18 protein-coding genes are annotated in these 13,872 nt (G+C 48.0%); 17 read left to right on the top strand and 1 reads right to left on the bottom strand.

Annotated features, from left to right (window positions below):
* The first annotated feature begins 48 nt into the window (after positions 1 to 48).
* The 11 genes from IPG31_09250 (at position 49) to IPG31_09200 (ending at position 7,842) form a co-directional block, all read left to right on the top strand.
* Positions 49 to 303, top strand: coding sequence for a nucleotidyltransferase domain-containing protein (locus IPG31_09250; protein ID MBK6618523.1), 255 nt, complete (start codon positions 49 to 51; stop codon positions 301 to 303).
* Positions 300 to 779, top strand: a complete 480-nt coding sequence (locus IPG31_09245) for a hypothetical protein (protein ID MBK6618522.1) — start codon at positions 300 to 302, stop codon at positions 777 to 779. The genes IPG31_09250 and IPG31_09245 overlap by 4 nt, the downstream gene beginning before the upstream one ends.
* The gene (locus tag IPG31_09240; GenBank protein MBK6618521.1) at positions 772 to 1,008 is read left to right on the top strand and encodes a hypothetical protein; all 237 of its coding nucleotides are present in this window, start codon (positions 772 to 774) and stop codon (positions 1,006 to 1,008) included. The genes IPG31_09245 and IPG31_09240 overlap by 8 nt, the downstream gene beginning before the upstream one ends.
* Positions 1,009 to 1,026: 18 nt before the next feature.
* Positions 1,027 to 1,353: a nucleotidyltransferase domain-containing protein gene (locus IPG31_09235; protein MBK6618520.1), complete on the top strand. Its 327-nt coding sequence runs from the start codon at positions 1,027 to 1,029 to the stop codon at positions 1,351 to 1,353.
* Positions 1,354 to 1,361: 8 nt separating this feature from the next.
* On the top strand, positions 1,362 to 1,868 hold the full coding sequence (locus IPG31_09230; protein MBK6618519.1) for a hypothetical protein: 507 nt from the start codon (positions 1,362 to 1,364) through the stop codon (positions 1,866 to 1,868).
* Between the two features lie 325 nt (positions 1,869 to 2,193).
* On the top strand, positions 2,194 to 2,400 hold the full coding sequence (locus tag IPG31_09225) for a type II toxin-antitoxin system HicB family antitoxin (GenBank protein MBK6618518.1): 207 nt from the start codon (positions 2,194 to 2,196) through the stop codon (positions 2,398 to 2,400).
* The gene (locus tag IPG31_09220; GenBank protein MBK6618517.1) at positions 2,393 to 2,614 is read left to right on the top strand and encodes a type II toxin-antitoxin system HicA family toxin; all 222 of its coding nucleotides are present in this window, start codon (positions 2,393 to 2,395) and stop codon (positions 2,612 to 2,614) included. Before IPG31_09225 ends, IPG31_09220 begins: the two co-directional genes overlap by 8 nt.
* A gap of 500 nt (positions 2,615 to 3,114) precedes the next feature.
* On the top strand, positions 3,115 to 4,389 hold the full coding sequence (locus tag IPG31_09215; GenBank protein MBK6618516.1) for an oligosaccharide repeat unit polymerase: 1,275 nt from the start codon (positions 3,115 to 3,117) through the stop codon (positions 4,387 to 4,389).
* Positions 4,389 to 5,567, top strand: a complete 1,179-nt coding sequence (locus IPG31_09210; GenBank protein MBK6618515.1) for a hypothetical protein — start codon at positions 4,389 to 4,391, stop codon at positions 5,565 to 5,567. The genes IPG31_09215 and IPG31_09210 overlap by 1 nt, the downstream gene beginning before the upstream one ends.
* Positions 5,542 to 6,690: a hypothetical protein gene (locus IPG31_09205; protein ID MBK6618514.1), complete on the top strand. Its 1,149-nt coding sequence runs from the start codon at positions 5,542 to 5,544 to the stop codon at positions 6,688 to 6,690. The genes IPG31_09210 and IPG31_09205 overlap by 26 nt, the downstream gene beginning before the upstream one ends.
* Positions 6,691 to 6,720: 30 nt before the next feature.
* Complete coding sequence (locus IPG31_09200) at positions 6,721 to 7,842, top strand: Gfo/Idh/MocA family oxidoreductase (GenBank protein ID MBK6618513.1); 1,122 nt, start codon at positions 6,721 to 6,723, stop codon at positions 7,840 to 7,842.
* On the opposite strand, the gene IPG31_09195 is transcribed toward IPG31_09200, so the two are convergent.
* The gene (locus IPG31_09195) at positions 7,835 to 8,149 is read right to left on the bottom strand and encodes a hypothetical protein (protein MBK6618512.1); all 315 of its coding nucleotides are present in this window, start codon (positions 8,147 to 8,149) and stop codon (positions 7,835 to 7,837) included. The genes IPG31_09200 and IPG31_09195 overlap by 8 nt on opposite strands.
* Positions 8,150 to 8,324: 175 nt before the next feature.
* Between IPG31_09195 and IPG31_09190 the strand changes: the two genes are divergently transcribed.
* The 6 genes from IPG31_09190 (at position 8,325) to IPG31_09165 (ending at position 13,871) form a co-directional block, all read left to right on the top strand.
* On the top strand, positions 8,325 to 8,591 hold the full coding sequence (locus IPG31_09190) for a toxin (GenBank protein ID MBK6618511.1): 267 nt from the start codon (positions 8,325 to 8,327) through the stop codon (positions 8,589 to 8,591).
* Positions 8,588 to 8,860, top strand: a complete 273-nt coding sequence (locus IPG31_09185; GenBank protein ID MBK6618510.1) for a hypothetical protein — start codon at positions 8,588 to 8,590, stop codon at positions 8,858 to 8,860. Before IPG31_09190 ends, IPG31_09185 begins: the two co-directional genes overlap by 4 nt.
* Positions 8,861 to 8,937: 77 nt before the next feature.
* Positions 8,938 to 9,219, top strand: coding sequence for a type II toxin-antitoxin system RelE/ParE family toxin (locus IPG31_09180; protein MBK6618509.1), 282 nt, complete (start codon positions 8,938 to 8,940; stop codon positions 9,217 to 9,219).
* A gap of 15 nt (positions 9,220 to 9,234) precedes the next feature.
* On the top strand, positions 9,235 to 9,546 hold the full coding sequence (locus IPG31_09175; protein ID MBK6618508.1) for a HigA family addiction module antidote protein: 312 nt from the start codon (positions 9,235 to 9,237) through the stop codon (positions 9,544 to 9,546).
* A gap of 320 nt (positions 9,547 to 9,866) precedes the next feature.
* A complete protein-coding gene (locus IPG31_09170; GenBank protein MBK6618507.1) occupies positions 9,867 to 11,996 on the top strand; it encodes a bi-domain-containing oxidoreductase in 2,130 nt (709 codons plus the stop codon).
* Between the two features lie 273 nt (positions 11,997 to 12,269).
* A complete protein-coding gene (locus IPG31_09165) occupies positions 12,270 to 13,871 on the top strand; it encodes an alginate lyase family protein (protein ID MBK6618506.1) in 1,602 nt (533 codons plus the stop codon).
* Position 13,872: the final 1 nt, after the last annotated feature.

The raw sequence follows: 13,872 nt of genomic DNA, 5'->3' as shown, positions 1-13,872 counted from the left end.
ACCATGCGTTTGACCAAACAACAATCCCAGGCCATTCACGAACTTGCCATCCAACTGGCGGGAAGCCACGCCCGTGTGTGGCTTTTTGGCTCCAGACTAGACAATGAAGCACTTGGAGGAGACTGCGACCTGATGCTCGAATTGACCGAACCCGTGGAAAACCCTGCCCTACTGGCCGCCACGTTTTCCGCTAAAGTGAGTCGTCTGATGCATGGGCGGAAAGTAGACGTTTTACTCTCAGCACCCAATCTAAAGCATCTGCCTATCCATGGCATTGCCTTCGAGGAGGGAATGCTGTTATGACATTTGGTAAAAAAATCCAGCTGCGCCTAAGCTTTCTAATTCGCGTAACATACAAACAATGTCGGTACCTTCTCATTACGGATCAACAGCTTTTTGAACAGCCTTTCACGTGCGAGCGCGCTCAAAAACTTGATACCGATCTCAACCTGGCAGAACGTGTCGAAGCCTTTGTCAGCCGATTCGGGCGCCTGCAAGATACAGTTGGCGACAAATTACTCCCTACGCTTCTTATAGTTCTTGGTGAAAAACCTGGAGCAGTCATTGACAACTTAGATCGAGCCGAACGGCTGGGTTTTCTAAGATCGGCAGATGAATGGATAACGATGCGTCAGCTAAGAAATCAGATGATCCATGAATATATAGAGGACATGGAAGTGCTCACACATGCTTTGAATACGGGACATGCTTTTGTGCCTACACTTGTTAATATTGCCAATAAAATGATAGCGGAAGCTGAACGACGGATAAATGGCTAATACAACAAATAATGGCTGGGAAAATTTGGGCAAGCGGGAAGAAATCAGGCGCCTTCTCGCGCAGGCGCTGGCAACAAACGACGACAACATTGATCTTGTTGATTTGTATCGTGGCGGGCTCGGTATTAATGCCACCGTAGTTGATGAAGGAATCCCGCTTACGGGTCAGAACAATCTGGCGTTGGCAAATTTTTACCAAAGCGTTTGGGTGAGGGCAGTCGTTCTATGAACTATCGGGGCTGAAACGATGAATATCGGCGACGCAAACCACGCAGTAAGGTTATCAACAGTAGAAATTACAGCCATTAAAGAATCAGTTAACGCATTACTGGGTGATGATGCGAGCGTTTATCTATTTGGCTCAAGAGCTCGGGGGGATGCAAAAGGCGGGGACATTGATTTGCTGGTGGAGACTAAAAAAAGTTTGCCTGACCGGGTTGTCAGTGCGTGTCGCTTAACCAGTGAACTTCAGATGCGGTTAGGTGACCAAAAAATCGATTTGATTCTCATCGACGCAACAACGGCACGGCAGCCGATACATGAAATAGCGCGCCAAACAGGGGTAAGGTTATGAGCGCAGAGATGAGGCTGCTTGAGAAAAAAAGATTCGTTTCATTGCTGGATATTGCTCGGCGTGAAGGCGAGTTATTGCTAAAAACCGACGTGCGGCTATTCACTTCAACAATAGATGCGAATTGGGTGCGGCAGCTTGAGGATGATGATGATTTGTCTGAACGGCTGGACGCCTTTGTTTCAAGATTCGGGCGCCTGCAAGATACACTGGGCGACAAGCTGCTGCCTTCATTATTGCGGTTACTGGCTGAAAAAACGGGAAGCGCACTCGATAATCTAAACAAGGCTGAAAAGCTGGGATTATTGGCATCCGTGATCCAATGGCTGGATGTGCGCAATTTGCGTAATAAATTGATACATGAGTACATGCGGGATGCGGAAGAATTTGCCTTCGCATTAAATCAGGCGCATACCGGAGTGGCATTGCTGATTGCCACTTACAATACAATCAACCAATTTGCACAATCGCGTATTGAATCTGCCGCATGGCCACAAATTTTGAATAGCAAAAAGTAAGGCGCGCTCAATAATCAACCGCAACACCTATTCATGCCCTATAGATTATTGAGAATGCAATTGGCAAGGCCAGGCATCTATTAAAAACAAAAAATGAAAAAGTGCCGGTTAGTGCTTACGACTTGTTTAAACAGATGAGGAAGGATTGGTGCGGTTAGCTATGGAATGGCTATTGAGGCAACGCCAAACGAAAGGGGCAGAAACAGACAGGTGGTTCCTAATGGTGATCGGAAGCCAACCCTTTACGCTATCCGTTGATTCTTGATTTGCTTGCTGTTATTTGTAAATAGCCTTAACCTGACAATTTAGTAAATGGAGCGAAATTATGGAACTTTCTGCAGTCTTAACACCAGCGCCTGAGGGCGGCTATGTTGCTTTTAATCCTGAAACCGGAACAAGCACCCAAGGTGAGACCGTTGAAGAAGCCTTAACTAATTTGCGCGAGGCTACTGAACTCTACCTTGAAGAATTTCCGATGACAGTTTTCACCCGGCCGTTGTTAACTACCTTCCAAGTCACAGAACATGCCTAAACTACCCGTCGTTTCGGGTGCAGAAGCCGTAAGGGCGCTGGAACGGCTGGGATATGGAGTTACCCGACAACGTGGAAGCCATCTCGTGCTTAGAAAGGGCTCTTCTGGTTGTGTTGTACCCAACCATCATGAGTTGAAAGTTGGAACTTTGGCTGGAATGCTCAAGCAAGCTGGCGTCTCGCCAGAAAACTTCATTGCGGCATTGCGAGCCTAAAGAACCTCTGATTAACAACCGATCAGCGATATAAATCAACCTCAAATCCATTTTAGAAAACGTTCATGAGAACCTTACCAACAAACAGTGCGTAATTAACGGCAGGAACCAATGGAGTCTGACCCCATTGGTTTCTGGTTAATCACCCCAAGGCAGCCAGCGCCAGGGCCGCCATGGATACCTTCATTAAGTGGATCCACGTCAGCAGCTAGTTGCACTTTTTCCTGGATTATCAGGAGCCGTGAAGAAATAAGGGTGACAATTGGGCGCGTCTGGCGGGATGCAAGGCAAGAGGAGGAGTCATAGCCGGGACTATGGCGACGACGAACAACGCCGCAGTGTGCCCACCGGACGCGATCCAAGTATTGCCGTTAATTGAACGAAGCCGCTATCGCGGAGAAACACCCCCTCAGCAACCAGTTTTAATAAGCCAAGTGTATTTAGTAAACTGTCACCGTAATTTCAATAATCGCTTGGAATGTAACAGTTAAAGGTCAAATATGCTCGCATTTATCGTTCTATTTGTGTTGTCAGTAACAATATTTTCTTGTGCTCTACTATGGAAAAACAGGATTCTCAACCCAACATTATTGTTCATTTTATTCTCTGGGGTATTTTCTCAAGGGGTGATTTTTAATCTAAACCTAATGAGAGAAGATGACTATCAGCACCTCTTCTCAATCGTTCTTTTTTTTATAGCCATTTTTATTCATGTATTAATAAGCCACAATTACAAAAGAGAAATTTATATTAGCCGTGTATGGGCAGCGAAAACACCAGTTCCAGATAAGCAAGAAAAGTTTATATCACTTGTGCTAGCCTTATTAATATGTGCTCTTATTATCTTTATATATTTTCAGTATTTAGTTGGCTATAATTTATTTTTCTTAGCTTTATCGGGTGGCTCTGAAGATTTTACTAGCGCACGTCTTGCATCGTATTCTGGCGATACATACACGGGTGCAGGAGTCGTCAATCAATTTAAGAATACTATTTACCCTATCTCTTATTTTGCCCTAAGCTTTGCAATTGCTGCGAAATATGGAAAATTGGCTCTTTCTATTTTCCTGGTCTTGACCATTCCATTCTTCTTGTGGTCGATTCTCGGAACAGGGCAGCGTACACACTTCTTCTTTTGCATTACTTCCCTATTGCTATTCCTGTTTTATACAGGAAAATTACAACTTAAGTATCTGATTCCGATCATCAGTACGTTTCTTATTCTATTTACCATTTTCTCTGTAGCATTAGGGCGAACAAAAGATATCACGTTACTAGACGGATTCAGTGAGTTACTATCTAGAGTTTTTCTAGATAATCAAATTGGTACAATTGAGGGATTTCGGTATATATACAATATTCCAATTCAATATGGTACAGAGTGGGCAAGAGTATTGTTTGGGTATATTCCTGGCGTAAAGGGAAGCGATCTTTCGCATAAGGTTTTTGAGTACATGTACGGTACATCTCGTGGTACAGCTCCAATCGCCTTATGGGCATCCATATATCATAATTACGGAATTATTGGCGTACCATTTGTGACACTTTTGTTGTTAAAGCTGATTGAGCTTTCAAGAGTAATGCTGATCGTCGTTCCGAAATCTAACTTTTGGGTAATGTTTTTATCTTTCTTGTTTTTTTATATCGGAATTATCCCAGCAACAGAACCATTTCAGATATTGAATAATGGGCTTTTCGGGCTAATTTTTCTTTACTTTGTTTATGGTGTTCATCTTGATCGTAGAGGATTGTTTTTTAGATTAAGCCCACGATAATGTTACATTCAAGTTTTATCTATCTTTCCGGGCTCGCATCGCTCCTGCTTGCTGACGTTCTGATCACTAAGGCGCTTTCTGCCGAAAGTATCGCCCGCTGGGCTGAAGTGCGAGCCCTCGTGGGGATAAGCGGAGTGGTGTGCCTTGTTGGCCTTGAACAGGTGCTTGTTCGCAGCCGCCAATCTTCGAGCCTGTTGCTGCGGTTGATCGCCTTGCAGGTTCCAGTTCTGGCGCTTGGGGTGGGTACGCTTGTCTGGTGGCTAGGGTTTCTGGGACACTGGGCCACGGCGGTTCTGCTGGCGATGGCATCAGCCGGAACGATGACGTTTCTTCAATATTTTCGGTCGCACCATCAGCGTTTCCCTGCTCAGATTGCTGAACAGGGCTGGAAGATTCTCGTATTTATCGCAATTCTGTTATTTATTTTAACCGACACGCAACTGCCGCTCGATACGCTGGTAGTTGCAATAATGCTGATGATGGTAATTCTCTCAGCGATTATGCTCTGGCGGTTGCCGCCCTCTCACTTGTTTCCACAGGCTCCTGAGCCCCGTTCGACACTTTATGCTATCGGAATAAGATTTATGGTGACATCGCTGTTGCTGGCACTTGCAGTTTATGCTGAGCAACTGGTAGTAAATGGATTGGGAACTGCGGAGGAAGGAGCCAGCTATTTTACCCATGCCACGTTCTTTCTATTTCCGATCTCGCTGGCAAATGGGTACCTGGCCTTTTTGATCGGCCCATGGGTGCGTGACAATCACGATCAGTTCATGTCATTCCTCAGGTCGCGCGGTTGGCTAATCGGGTTTGGAGCAGTTGCCTACGCCGCTGTAGTGCACGGGATCGGTTGGGTGGGTTGGACCATTGTCAGTCCGGCAGCAGGAGAGTCTGACCCCATCTTGCGTGTCGTGTTCTTTCTCGTTTGTATAGCCCGAACACTTTACACATTTCCCAGTGCCTATGTCGGGGTATTTGGACAACCGCACCAGCACGATCTGCTGATCATGGGGCAACTCGTCATCCTTGTAGCGGTTGCTGTTGGATTCTTTTTCATGTATCAGGGCAGTATTGTGCAACTTGTCTACATTGTTGCAATTATGAGTGCGGCAAACTGGGTTTTGCGCACTGCCCTTGGTTTTGGAGTATTAAATGTCATCGCTAAATCACGCATCTGATCTGATAGAAAAAGAAATTGTCATGCTCGCGCCACTTCCAGCGCCACGTAAAAGACCAAGGCTTGCCAAGATGATCCCAATTTTCCGGCAAGCAGGTTATCGGGTATTGTTTTTTGGCTGGGAGCGAGTGCCGGGTGAGATGCAAGAGTTAGCCTGGAGTGATTCTGAGGTTCAGGAAAAAGCTATTCTACACGGCGGTGGCCATGTCACTCGCAAAGCTCGATTGATGTACCCGATTTGGATGTTGGTAGTGTTCTGGCGGGTGCTGCTACTTGGCCGTGGCCGGGTATTGTTCTGCCTCGGCTGGGAGACCGCGTTTCCCGCACGGATAGCAGCATTTGTCACAGGAGCAAAGGTGGTATTTGATGACGCAGACCGGTTTTCAATGATTCTGCATCTTCCTGGACCATTGCATCGACTACTGCAATCTCTGGAAAAGTGGACTTCGCGTAACTGCACCTTGCATATCATCCCAGGTTGGACACGATATGATTGGCGCGGCGAAAATATGATTGTGTTACGCAACACACCAACCCTCGAAGATTTTGAGGCCGCCCGTCGCTTAGCACCGCAACGCCCTGACGCTGATCTCGTAGTATATGCAAACGGATGGCTGGTTGATACTCGTGGCGCTCCGATCTTTTTGGAAGCACTTCGAAGGCTCGAGAATCGAGATTTTAAGGTAAAGATGCATATCGCAGGTATTGTTGATACAGACGCAGGTCGTGAGTTAATTGCTCATCCTTTGGTTATTTTTTATGGTGAAATTCCGCAGCGCGATGCTCTGGCTCTTTATCCAGCAAGCGACGTTGTTCTGACCTATTACGACCCGGATGTTCCAATTAACCGTCAGGCAGAGTCCAATAAATGGGGGGACTGTATTTTCTTTGGCGTACCGTTCATTGTGAATAGTGAGGTTGAAACGGCTAAAGAGTTCATTGAGACTGGAGCTGCGTGGGGAGTGCCGTATCGTGATGTGGACGCCCTCGTCGGTCTCTTTGAGAAGCTTTCCAGAGATAAATCTAAGCTACTTGCTGGTCGCGATGCCTGCGCACGATTTATCGAGCATTATCCCGTTTTTGATGTGCAAATACACAAGATAATAGAGATTTTGTCAAATTAAATCATCTGCCTAATAAACACTACTAATACTATGATTATCAATAAGCGTTGGTTGGCCTTACGCAAAGCGTGGAGGTATGTAGTAATTTATGGCGCAGGAAAGACCTTATTCAAAGTCTTTGGCCGCATTCGACCAAAATGGTTTTCTTCAGGTAAGAGTAGAGTGCAAGATATTGGTCTGATCGGGTGTGGCCAATTTGCATATGCAACCATCGGTTACTCTATATGGCGAAAATACGGTAATCGCTTTGCTGCCTGTTACGATATTGATCGTACTAATCATGCTTCATTTGCCCTTTTCTATGGACTGAGCCCTAATGCATCAAGCGCAACTGATGTTATAACGAATGAACGCGTAAAGTTTGTTTACATCGCATCAAACCATGCCTCTCATACTCCATATGCAATAGATGCACTGAAAGCTGGGAAGACTGTCTTCATTGAAAAGCCAATAAGTGTCAGCATTGATCAACTTCGCTGTCTTGCGTCTGCTGTCCGCAGCGCGAGTGCGCCAATATACGCTGGTTATAACCGCCCATTCTCAGGTGCTATACGCAATTTACGCACCGAAACTGGTTCGCTCAATAAGCCGATGACGCTCAACTGTTTTGTCAGTGGACATGTTATTGGACCAGATCATTGGTACCGCAGACCGCAAGAGGGTACTCGAATCTGCGGCAATGTAGGTCATTGGTTAGATCTTGCAGTACATATGCTCTCATGGGGTGAATTACCCGACCGCTGGCATATTCTTATTGCCTATAGCAATACCTCATCACGTGACGATGATTTGACGATTGCCCTCACTAGTGAACGTGGTGATCTTATTAACATTGTCCTTACAGCACGCAACGAACCATTCGAGGGTATTAATGAAACTATCAATTTCCAGCAAGGTGACGTTATTGCAAAAATTGATGACTTTAGGCGAATGACGATCTGGAAAGGTCCCAATATTCATAAATATCGCTACTGGCCTAAAGACGTTGGTCACAATTTGTGTCTCATCCAGCCTTTTTCTAATATCACGAGGGATTGGAAAGAAGTAGAAATGTCTACTTTACTGATGCTGCACATCGCAGACATGGTTATTAATGCAAAAAATACATCTGATTTTTTGTTCTCCAGTGAGTTTCCAAAAGTTTTTATCTAATAGGTTTTTTATGAAACAAATCCTGTAATCTCTTAAAATCGGCGCAACAGAAATCGCTGAAGTTCCTTGCCCATCCGTCAAGCGGGGCCAACTCCTTATCCGCACGACCCAAACCCTGGTTTCCGTCGGAACGGAACGCATGTTGGTCGAGTTTGGCAAGGCGGGTTGGATTGAGAAAGCCCGCCAACAGCCTGACAAAGTGCGCATGGTGATGGATAAAGTCAAAACTATAATGCTTGTATCTTATTTTCTCTCGTACTGGATCAAGCAATTTCTTGGCAGGATGCGTTGCCATATTTGCTTGCAAAATATGTCCTGCTCATTATAACTTACTGTTAAAACAAACAATAATGATTTATACCCGCCATAGTTATACGATATTCCTGGAAGATTATTGGACAAAATGTCGTGTATTAAGTTAGTCGCCCATGGAATCTCCTGAGTGAAGACAAACGGCACACATTTATGCTGCGCCGCGTAAAATGAAGCCAGTCAACCGGAATCCTGAGAGAAACCAGCAGCTTGTTGCTGGGCGTGGCATTTCATTTGAGGATGTTGTTTTCTATCTACAGCAAGGAGCATTGCTGGATGATGTTGAACATCCAAATGAAGATAAATATCCAAATCAACGCGTATTCGTTATCAATATAGATGATTACGTGCATCTTGTTAGCCGGAAAGAGATTTTCTTAAAGACGGTGATTCCCAGCAGAAAGACGACCAAACAGTATCTTGGAGAAAAGTCATGAGCAACCCTAAACTGAGCAAAGAGGAAAAAGAAATTCTTAAAGATTTTGAAGCGGGCGAGTTTAAATCCGTGCTCACGCCCGAGCGTAGAAAAATGCTGCAAGAAACCGCCGAAGAAACATTCAAGAAAGATAAACGGATTAACATTCGAATCTCTAGCCGTGATTTAGAGTCACTTCAAAGGCGAGCGCTTGAAGAGGGAATTCCGTATCAAACATTAGTGGCTAGCGTTCTTCACAAGTCCCAGCGGACGCAAAAGGCGCGCCGCTGAATTTAACGTTATGCGGTATCCTGCTCATCGGAGCAGGATACTTGACTTTTGTCACGTGACGCATTACATTTGCGTGCATGATCAGAACGTTCGCGGACAGGCATACCAAGTCCTTGTATGAAACTGGAAAGTCCAGGAAATTCCCACCCAATATTCACGCGAGGGCTTCAAGGAAATTGGAGTATGTCAATCTGACCACCTGTCTTGATGATCTTAAAGTACCGCCTGGAAATAAGCTGCATAAGCTTACGGATGATCGTGAAGGGCAACATGCGATAGCCATTAATGATCAGTGGCGCGTCTGTTTCTGGTTTGAAGATGGTGACGCTTTTGATGTTGAGGTTTGTGATTACCATTAATGAGAGGTGAAATACATGGCTATTACCAATACTGGCATTAAACGGAAACCTACCCATCCAGGGGAGATGCTGCGTGAGGATTTCATGCCTGATTACGAATTGAGCGTTTCTGGCCTGGCGGAGGCTCTGGGAGTATCACGTCAATCGATAAATGAACTGTTACGCGAGCGGCGGGCAGTCAGCCCCGAGATGGCCATTCGACTTGGCCGTTTGTTTGGCAACTGTGCCGAATTCTGGCTGAATGCTCAGCGTGCTGTTGATCTTTGGAAAGCAAACCAGGCGCTGAAATCCGAAGTGTCTCGGATTCGACCACTGAATGCCGCATAACTATGCCATGCCTTCAACCGGACGCCGGAAAGCATGGCGGCGCTCTGCGGACGGTATCTCGGCGGCGCCGGTCAAAGGGGGGCGTGAAAGAACAGATCCATTAGGCGAGCATAAGCCTGGCCAATAAAGACCATGATCTATTGTTTGATTAAATTAAACCTCGGCTGGCTGAAGTCTGGCGTTGTCCAGGTTGGGATACCCTGTATCTAGATGGTGATACGGTTGAGTATTGACAAGTAAATACTTCGTCGTCTATAGGGCAGATGAGGTACGTGAAACTTAAAGATGATGAGTTTGAACGAGTAATCATTGAGAAGAATATGAAACAAATTCTCCAAAACTTGAGAACTGGCGCTACCGAGGTGGTCGAAGTGCCCTGCCCGCGTGTCAGTTCAGGTCAGTTGTTGATCCGCGCGACCCGCTCGTTGATTTCCGCCGGGACGGAGCGAATGCTGGTGGATTTTGGCAAAGCAAACCCCATTGAGAAGGCGCGCCAGCAGCCTGATAAAGTGCGCATGGTGCTGGATAAAGTCAAAACCGATGGTTTGATGCCGACGCTTGATACGGTGCGCAATAAGTTGGAACAACCATTGCCACTTGGTTATTGCAATGTAGGTGAGGTGCTGGCGGTTGGCAAAGGTGTGACAGGTTTTGCCGTGGGGGACCGGGTGGCGTCCAATGGCAAGCATGCTGAAGTCGTTAGCGTGCCAATGAATTTATGTGCGCGGATTCCTGATACGGTACATGATGAAGCGGCCGCTTTTGTAGTGGTTGGTGCGATTGCGCTCCAGGGTATTCGCCTGGTGCAGCCAACGCTGGGCGAAGCGGTTGTTGTGACGGGACTTGGATTGATTGGCCAGATTACCGTACAGTTGTTACGTGCGAATGGCTGTCGGGTACTGGGTATCGATTTCGATCAGGCCAAACTGGAAATGGCCAAATCCTTTGGTGCTGAAGTTGTTAATTTAGGGTTGGATGAAGATCCCGTGCAAGCGGCTGAGCAATTCTCACGCGGGCGCGGGGTGGATGCCGTAGTAATAACGGCCGCTACTCAAAGTAACGAACCCATGCACCAGGCCGCGCAGATGTGCCGAAAGCGCGGGCGCATTGTGCTGGTTGGAGTTGCCGGGCTGGCATTGTCACGTGATGATTTCTTTAAAAAAGAACTGACTTTTCAGGTGTCGGCATCTTATGGGCCTGGGCGCTATGACCCGGATTACGAAGAGAAGGGGCAAGATTACCCGGTAGGTTTCGTGCGCTGGACCGAGCAGCGCAACTTTGAAGCTGTGCTGGATATGCTGGCCGATGGCAGGTTGGATGTGAAGCCATTGATTTCGCACCGTTTCGCTATCAGTGAAGCCGAGAAAGCCTATGAATTGATAGCCGACGCTACCCCTTCATTAGGGATTCTATTGCAATACCCGACAACTGAGGAAAAGCCCGAGGCGGTGCTTAGGCAGCAAACCGTCAAGCTTTCTCTCCAACGCTCGCCCTCCTCTCAGCATACGAACGCTGCCATCGCATTTGTGGGTTCCGGGAATTATGCAACCGCCGTGCTGATTCCGGCCTTCAAGCAAACCGGCGCGCGCATGAAAGTGGTGGCCTCCAGTGGCGGGGTCAGTGGCGTGCATGCAGGACGGAAATTTGGTTTTGAAGAAACGACCACAGCCACGGAAACCGTATTTAGCGATCCTGAAATCAATACAGTGGTCATCACAACTCGCCATGACAACCATGCGGATTTCGTATGCCAGGCATTAAGAGCAGGCAAACATGTATTCGTGGAAAAACCCCTATGCTTGACTCTGGAAGAGCTAGCAGAAATTGAAGTAACCTATGCCCACCAGGAAAAGCAAGGCAATGCACCGCTGGTAATGGTCGGCTTTAACCGGCGCTTTTCACCGCATGCACAGAAAATCAAATCGCTGCTGGCCGGTGTAAGCGGGCCCAAATCGTTTGTAATGACGGTAAACGCGGGGGCAATTCCCGCAGACCATTGGACTCAGGATAAAGAAATCGGCGGTGGCCGCATTATCGGCGAGGGTTGTCACTTTATCGATTTGCTGTGCTTTCTGTCAGGTCATCCGATTGTTGCGTATTCCCGCATGGTAATGGATTCCGCTACTAAAGATACCGTGAACCTGCAATTGGGATTTGCCGATGGTTCGATTGGCACCGTTCATTACTTTGCCAATGGCTGTAAGGCTTTCCCCAAGGAACGCCTGGAAATCTTCGCCGCTGGACGCGTATTGCAGTTGGATAATTTCCGAAAACTCAAGGGTTATGCCTGGCCTGGTTTTAAAAGTATGAATCTCTGGAGTCAGGACAAGGGACAGAAAGCTTGTGTAGCGGCGTTCGTCAACGCGATTAGAGATGGTGGGGTGGCACCGATAGCGTTTACGGAGATCGCGGCGGTGAGCCGGGCCTCTATCGAACTGGCGGGAGGGTAAGAATAGTTATGGAAACCATTAATTCAGTGGATTGACCGCAACTGGTATTCGACGTTTACCAAAAACGATAAGACAAGCAACGTCTCGCCTGGCAAGTATTGAACGATACGAAGGATGTTTTGAATGCTGATCGATATTATCGCGGGCGTTGGTCCGTGGATTGTGGCTATCCTGGCGCGACTACTGGCGCCTGCCAATAATTGAGCTGAATCCGTGAGTGCTGCAAATCTTTCGCGGCTGTTGCGGCTGTTCAATACTGTGCGCCATCTGCGGATGGAGCAGATGGCTTATCGATTATATTACCGCTTGGCAAAACCGCTGGTGGTTCGGCAGGCATTGGCGCCTATTGCCGGCGTTTCGCGGCGGACTTGGTTACAGCCCTGGGCGGCGCCGCTGGTGATGCCGCGCTGCCATTTGGCACAAGGTAACTTCGAGTTTCTGGGGGAGCGTGGCCAAGTACAGGCCGTCAGTGATTGGAATGCGGGAAGCAAGGGCAAGCTCTGGCTCTATAACCTGCATTATCTTGACGACCTGAATGCGCTTGCTGCGGATGACCGGGCGGATCAACAGGCTTGGTTGATTCAGCGCTGGATTGATGATAATCCGCCTCTTTCTGGGAATGGCTGGGAGCCCTATCCCCTTTCTTTGCGTTTGGTGAATCTGGTGAAGTGGTGCGCCCGGCAACCTCAGGTACCCGTCCAGTGGCTTGCCAGCATGGCCAGGCAGGCCCAAGCGCTGGTGGCGCAGGAGGAGCGCCATATTCTGGCTAACCACCTGTTTGCTAATGGTAAGGCGCTGGTCTTCGCCGGAGCGTTCTTTGCGGACGATTCAGGGATGCGCTGGTTAAAACGCGGACTGGCAATCCTGGATCGCGAAATCACAGAGCAGTTTTTGCCCGATGGCGGCCATTTCGAGCTTTCTCCGATGTATCACGCGATCCTGCTGTGGGATATGTGCGATCTGGTGAATCTGGCTGAACGGAGTGGTTTTCCGGAACTGTCCGAACGTGTTGTTTCCTGGCGAAGCGTGATTGAGCGAGGGCTGGTCTGGCTGGAAGATCTATGCCATCCGGATGGCGAGATCGCTTTTTTCAATGATGCGGCCTTTGGTGTTGCGCCACATCCCAGGGAAATCAGGTCTTATGCCGTGGCTTTGGGGTGTAACTGGGAGGCGCAACGAGCAGAACTGCTTTCCTGTGTTCACTTTGCTGATACCGGTTACATCACGGTTCAGCTTGGACAAGGCGGCAAGGCTTGCCTGGACGTTGCTGAGGTGGGGCCAAGTTACCAACCCGGCCATGCTCATGCTGACACTTTGAGTTTCGAGTTAAGTTTGTTTGGGCAGCGGGTTCTGGTGAACTCTGGAACATCGCAATATGGAGAGGATGCGGAGCGGCGACGCCAGCGCGGTACAGCCGCACACAATACTGTTGAAATCGATGGTCAGGATTCATCGGAAATCTGGGCGGGTTTTCGGGTGGCGCGGCGTGCGCGGCCAGTGGGATTGACGATTGTCGAGGAAAGTGCGTGGATCCGCGTGCGTTGCGCTCATGACGGCTATCGGCGTTTGTCCGGGGCACCAATGCATGAGCGCGAGTGGGTATTTACGGCGCAGAATCTGCGGGTGGTGGATACGATTAAGGGGCCATTCAGAAAGGTCGTTGGGCGTTTTTATTTACATCCTCATGTGCTGGTGGTGGACGACCAGGTACTGCGTTTGCCGGGAGGGCAGATTGTTCGATGGTCGGTCGCCGGTGGACGTCCGCGAGTCGTGGCTGCAACATGGCATCCATCGTTTGGTACGGTCGTAGCTAACCATTGCATTGAAATACAATTCGATGGTGCCGAAGCCACAATCAATTTTTCCTGGGAGTAAC

It is taken from the genome of Nitrosomonas sp., assembly GCA_016703745.1.
In the GTDB taxonomy this organism is placed as follows: Bacteria; Pseudomonadota; Gammaproteobacteria; order Burkholderiales; family Nitrosomonadaceae; genus Nitrosomonas.
Note: the sequence above shows the minus strand (reverse complement) of the source record. Positions and strands in the feature narration are given on the sequence as shown.

What these genes read in the sequence shown, in the direction of transcription:
- IPG31_09205 (MBK6618514.1), top strand. Translation starts at nt 5,542, where the DNA reads ATGTCATCGCTAAATCACGCATCTGATCTGATAGAAAAAGAAATTGTC.
- IPG31_09245 (MBK6618522.1), top strand. Translation starts at nt 300, where the DNA reads ATGACATTTGGTAAAAAAATCCAGCTGCGCCTAAGCTTTCTAATTCGC.
- IPG31_09185 (MBK6618510.1), top strand. Translation starts at nt 8,588, where the DNA reads ATGAGCAACCCTAAACTGAGCAAAGAGGAAAAAGAAATTCTTAAAGAT.
- IPG31_09230 (MBK6618519.1), top strand. Translation starts at nt 1,362, where the DNA reads ATGAGGCTGCTTGAGAAAAAAAGATTCGTTTCATTGCTGGATATTGCT.
- IPG31_09170 (MBK6618507.1), top strand. Translation starts at nt 9,867, where the DNA reads ATGAAACAAATTCTCCAAAACTTGAGAACTGGCGCTACCGAGGTGGTC.
- IPG31_09210 (MBK6618515.1), top strand. Translation starts at nt 4,389, where the DNA reads ATGTTACATTCAAGTTTTATCTATCTTTCCGGGCTCGCATCGCTCCTG.
- IPG31_09215 (MBK6618516.1), top strand. Translation starts at nt 3,115, where the DNA reads ATGCTCGCATTTATCGTTCTATTTGTGTTGTCAGTAACAATATTTTCT.
- IPG31_09235 (MBK6618520.1), top strand. Translation starts at nt 1,027, where the DNA reads ATGAATATCGGCGACGCAAACCACGCAGTAAGGTTATCAACAGTAGAA.
- IPG31_09190 (MBK6618511.1), top strand. Translation starts at nt 8,325, where the DNA reads ATGAAGCCAGTCAACCGGAATCCTGAGAGAAACCAGCAGCTTGTTGCT.
- IPG31_09240 (MBK6618521.1), top strand. Translation starts at nt 772, where the DNA reads ATGGCTAATACAACAAATAATGGCTGGGAAAATTTGGGCAAGCGGGAA.
- IPG31_09165 (MBK6618506.1), top strand. Translation starts at nt 12,270, where the DNA reads ATGGAGCAGATGGCTTATCGATTATATTACCGCTTGGCAAAACCGCTG.
- IPG31_09225 (MBK6618518.1), top strand. Translation starts at nt 2,194, where the DNA reads ATGGAACTTTCTGCAGTCTTAACACCAGCGCCTGAGGGCGGCTATGTT.
- IPG31_09180 (MBK6618509.1), top strand. Translation starts at nt 8,938, where the DNA reads ATGATCAGAACGTTCGCGGACAGGCATACCAAGTCCTTGTATGAAACT.
- IPG31_09200 (MBK6618513.1), top strand. Translation starts at nt 6,721, where the DNA reads ATGATTATCAATAAGCGTTGGTTGGCCTTACGCAAAGCGTGGAGGTAT.
- IPG31_09220 (MBK6618517.1), top strand. Translation starts at nt 2,393, where the DNA reads ATGCCTAAACTACCCGTCGTTTCGGGTGCAGAAGCCGTAAGGGCGCTG.
- IPG31_09175 (MBK6618508.1), top strand. Translation starts at nt 9,235, where the DNA reads ATGGCTATTACCAATACTGGCATTAAACGGAAACCTACCCATCCAGGG.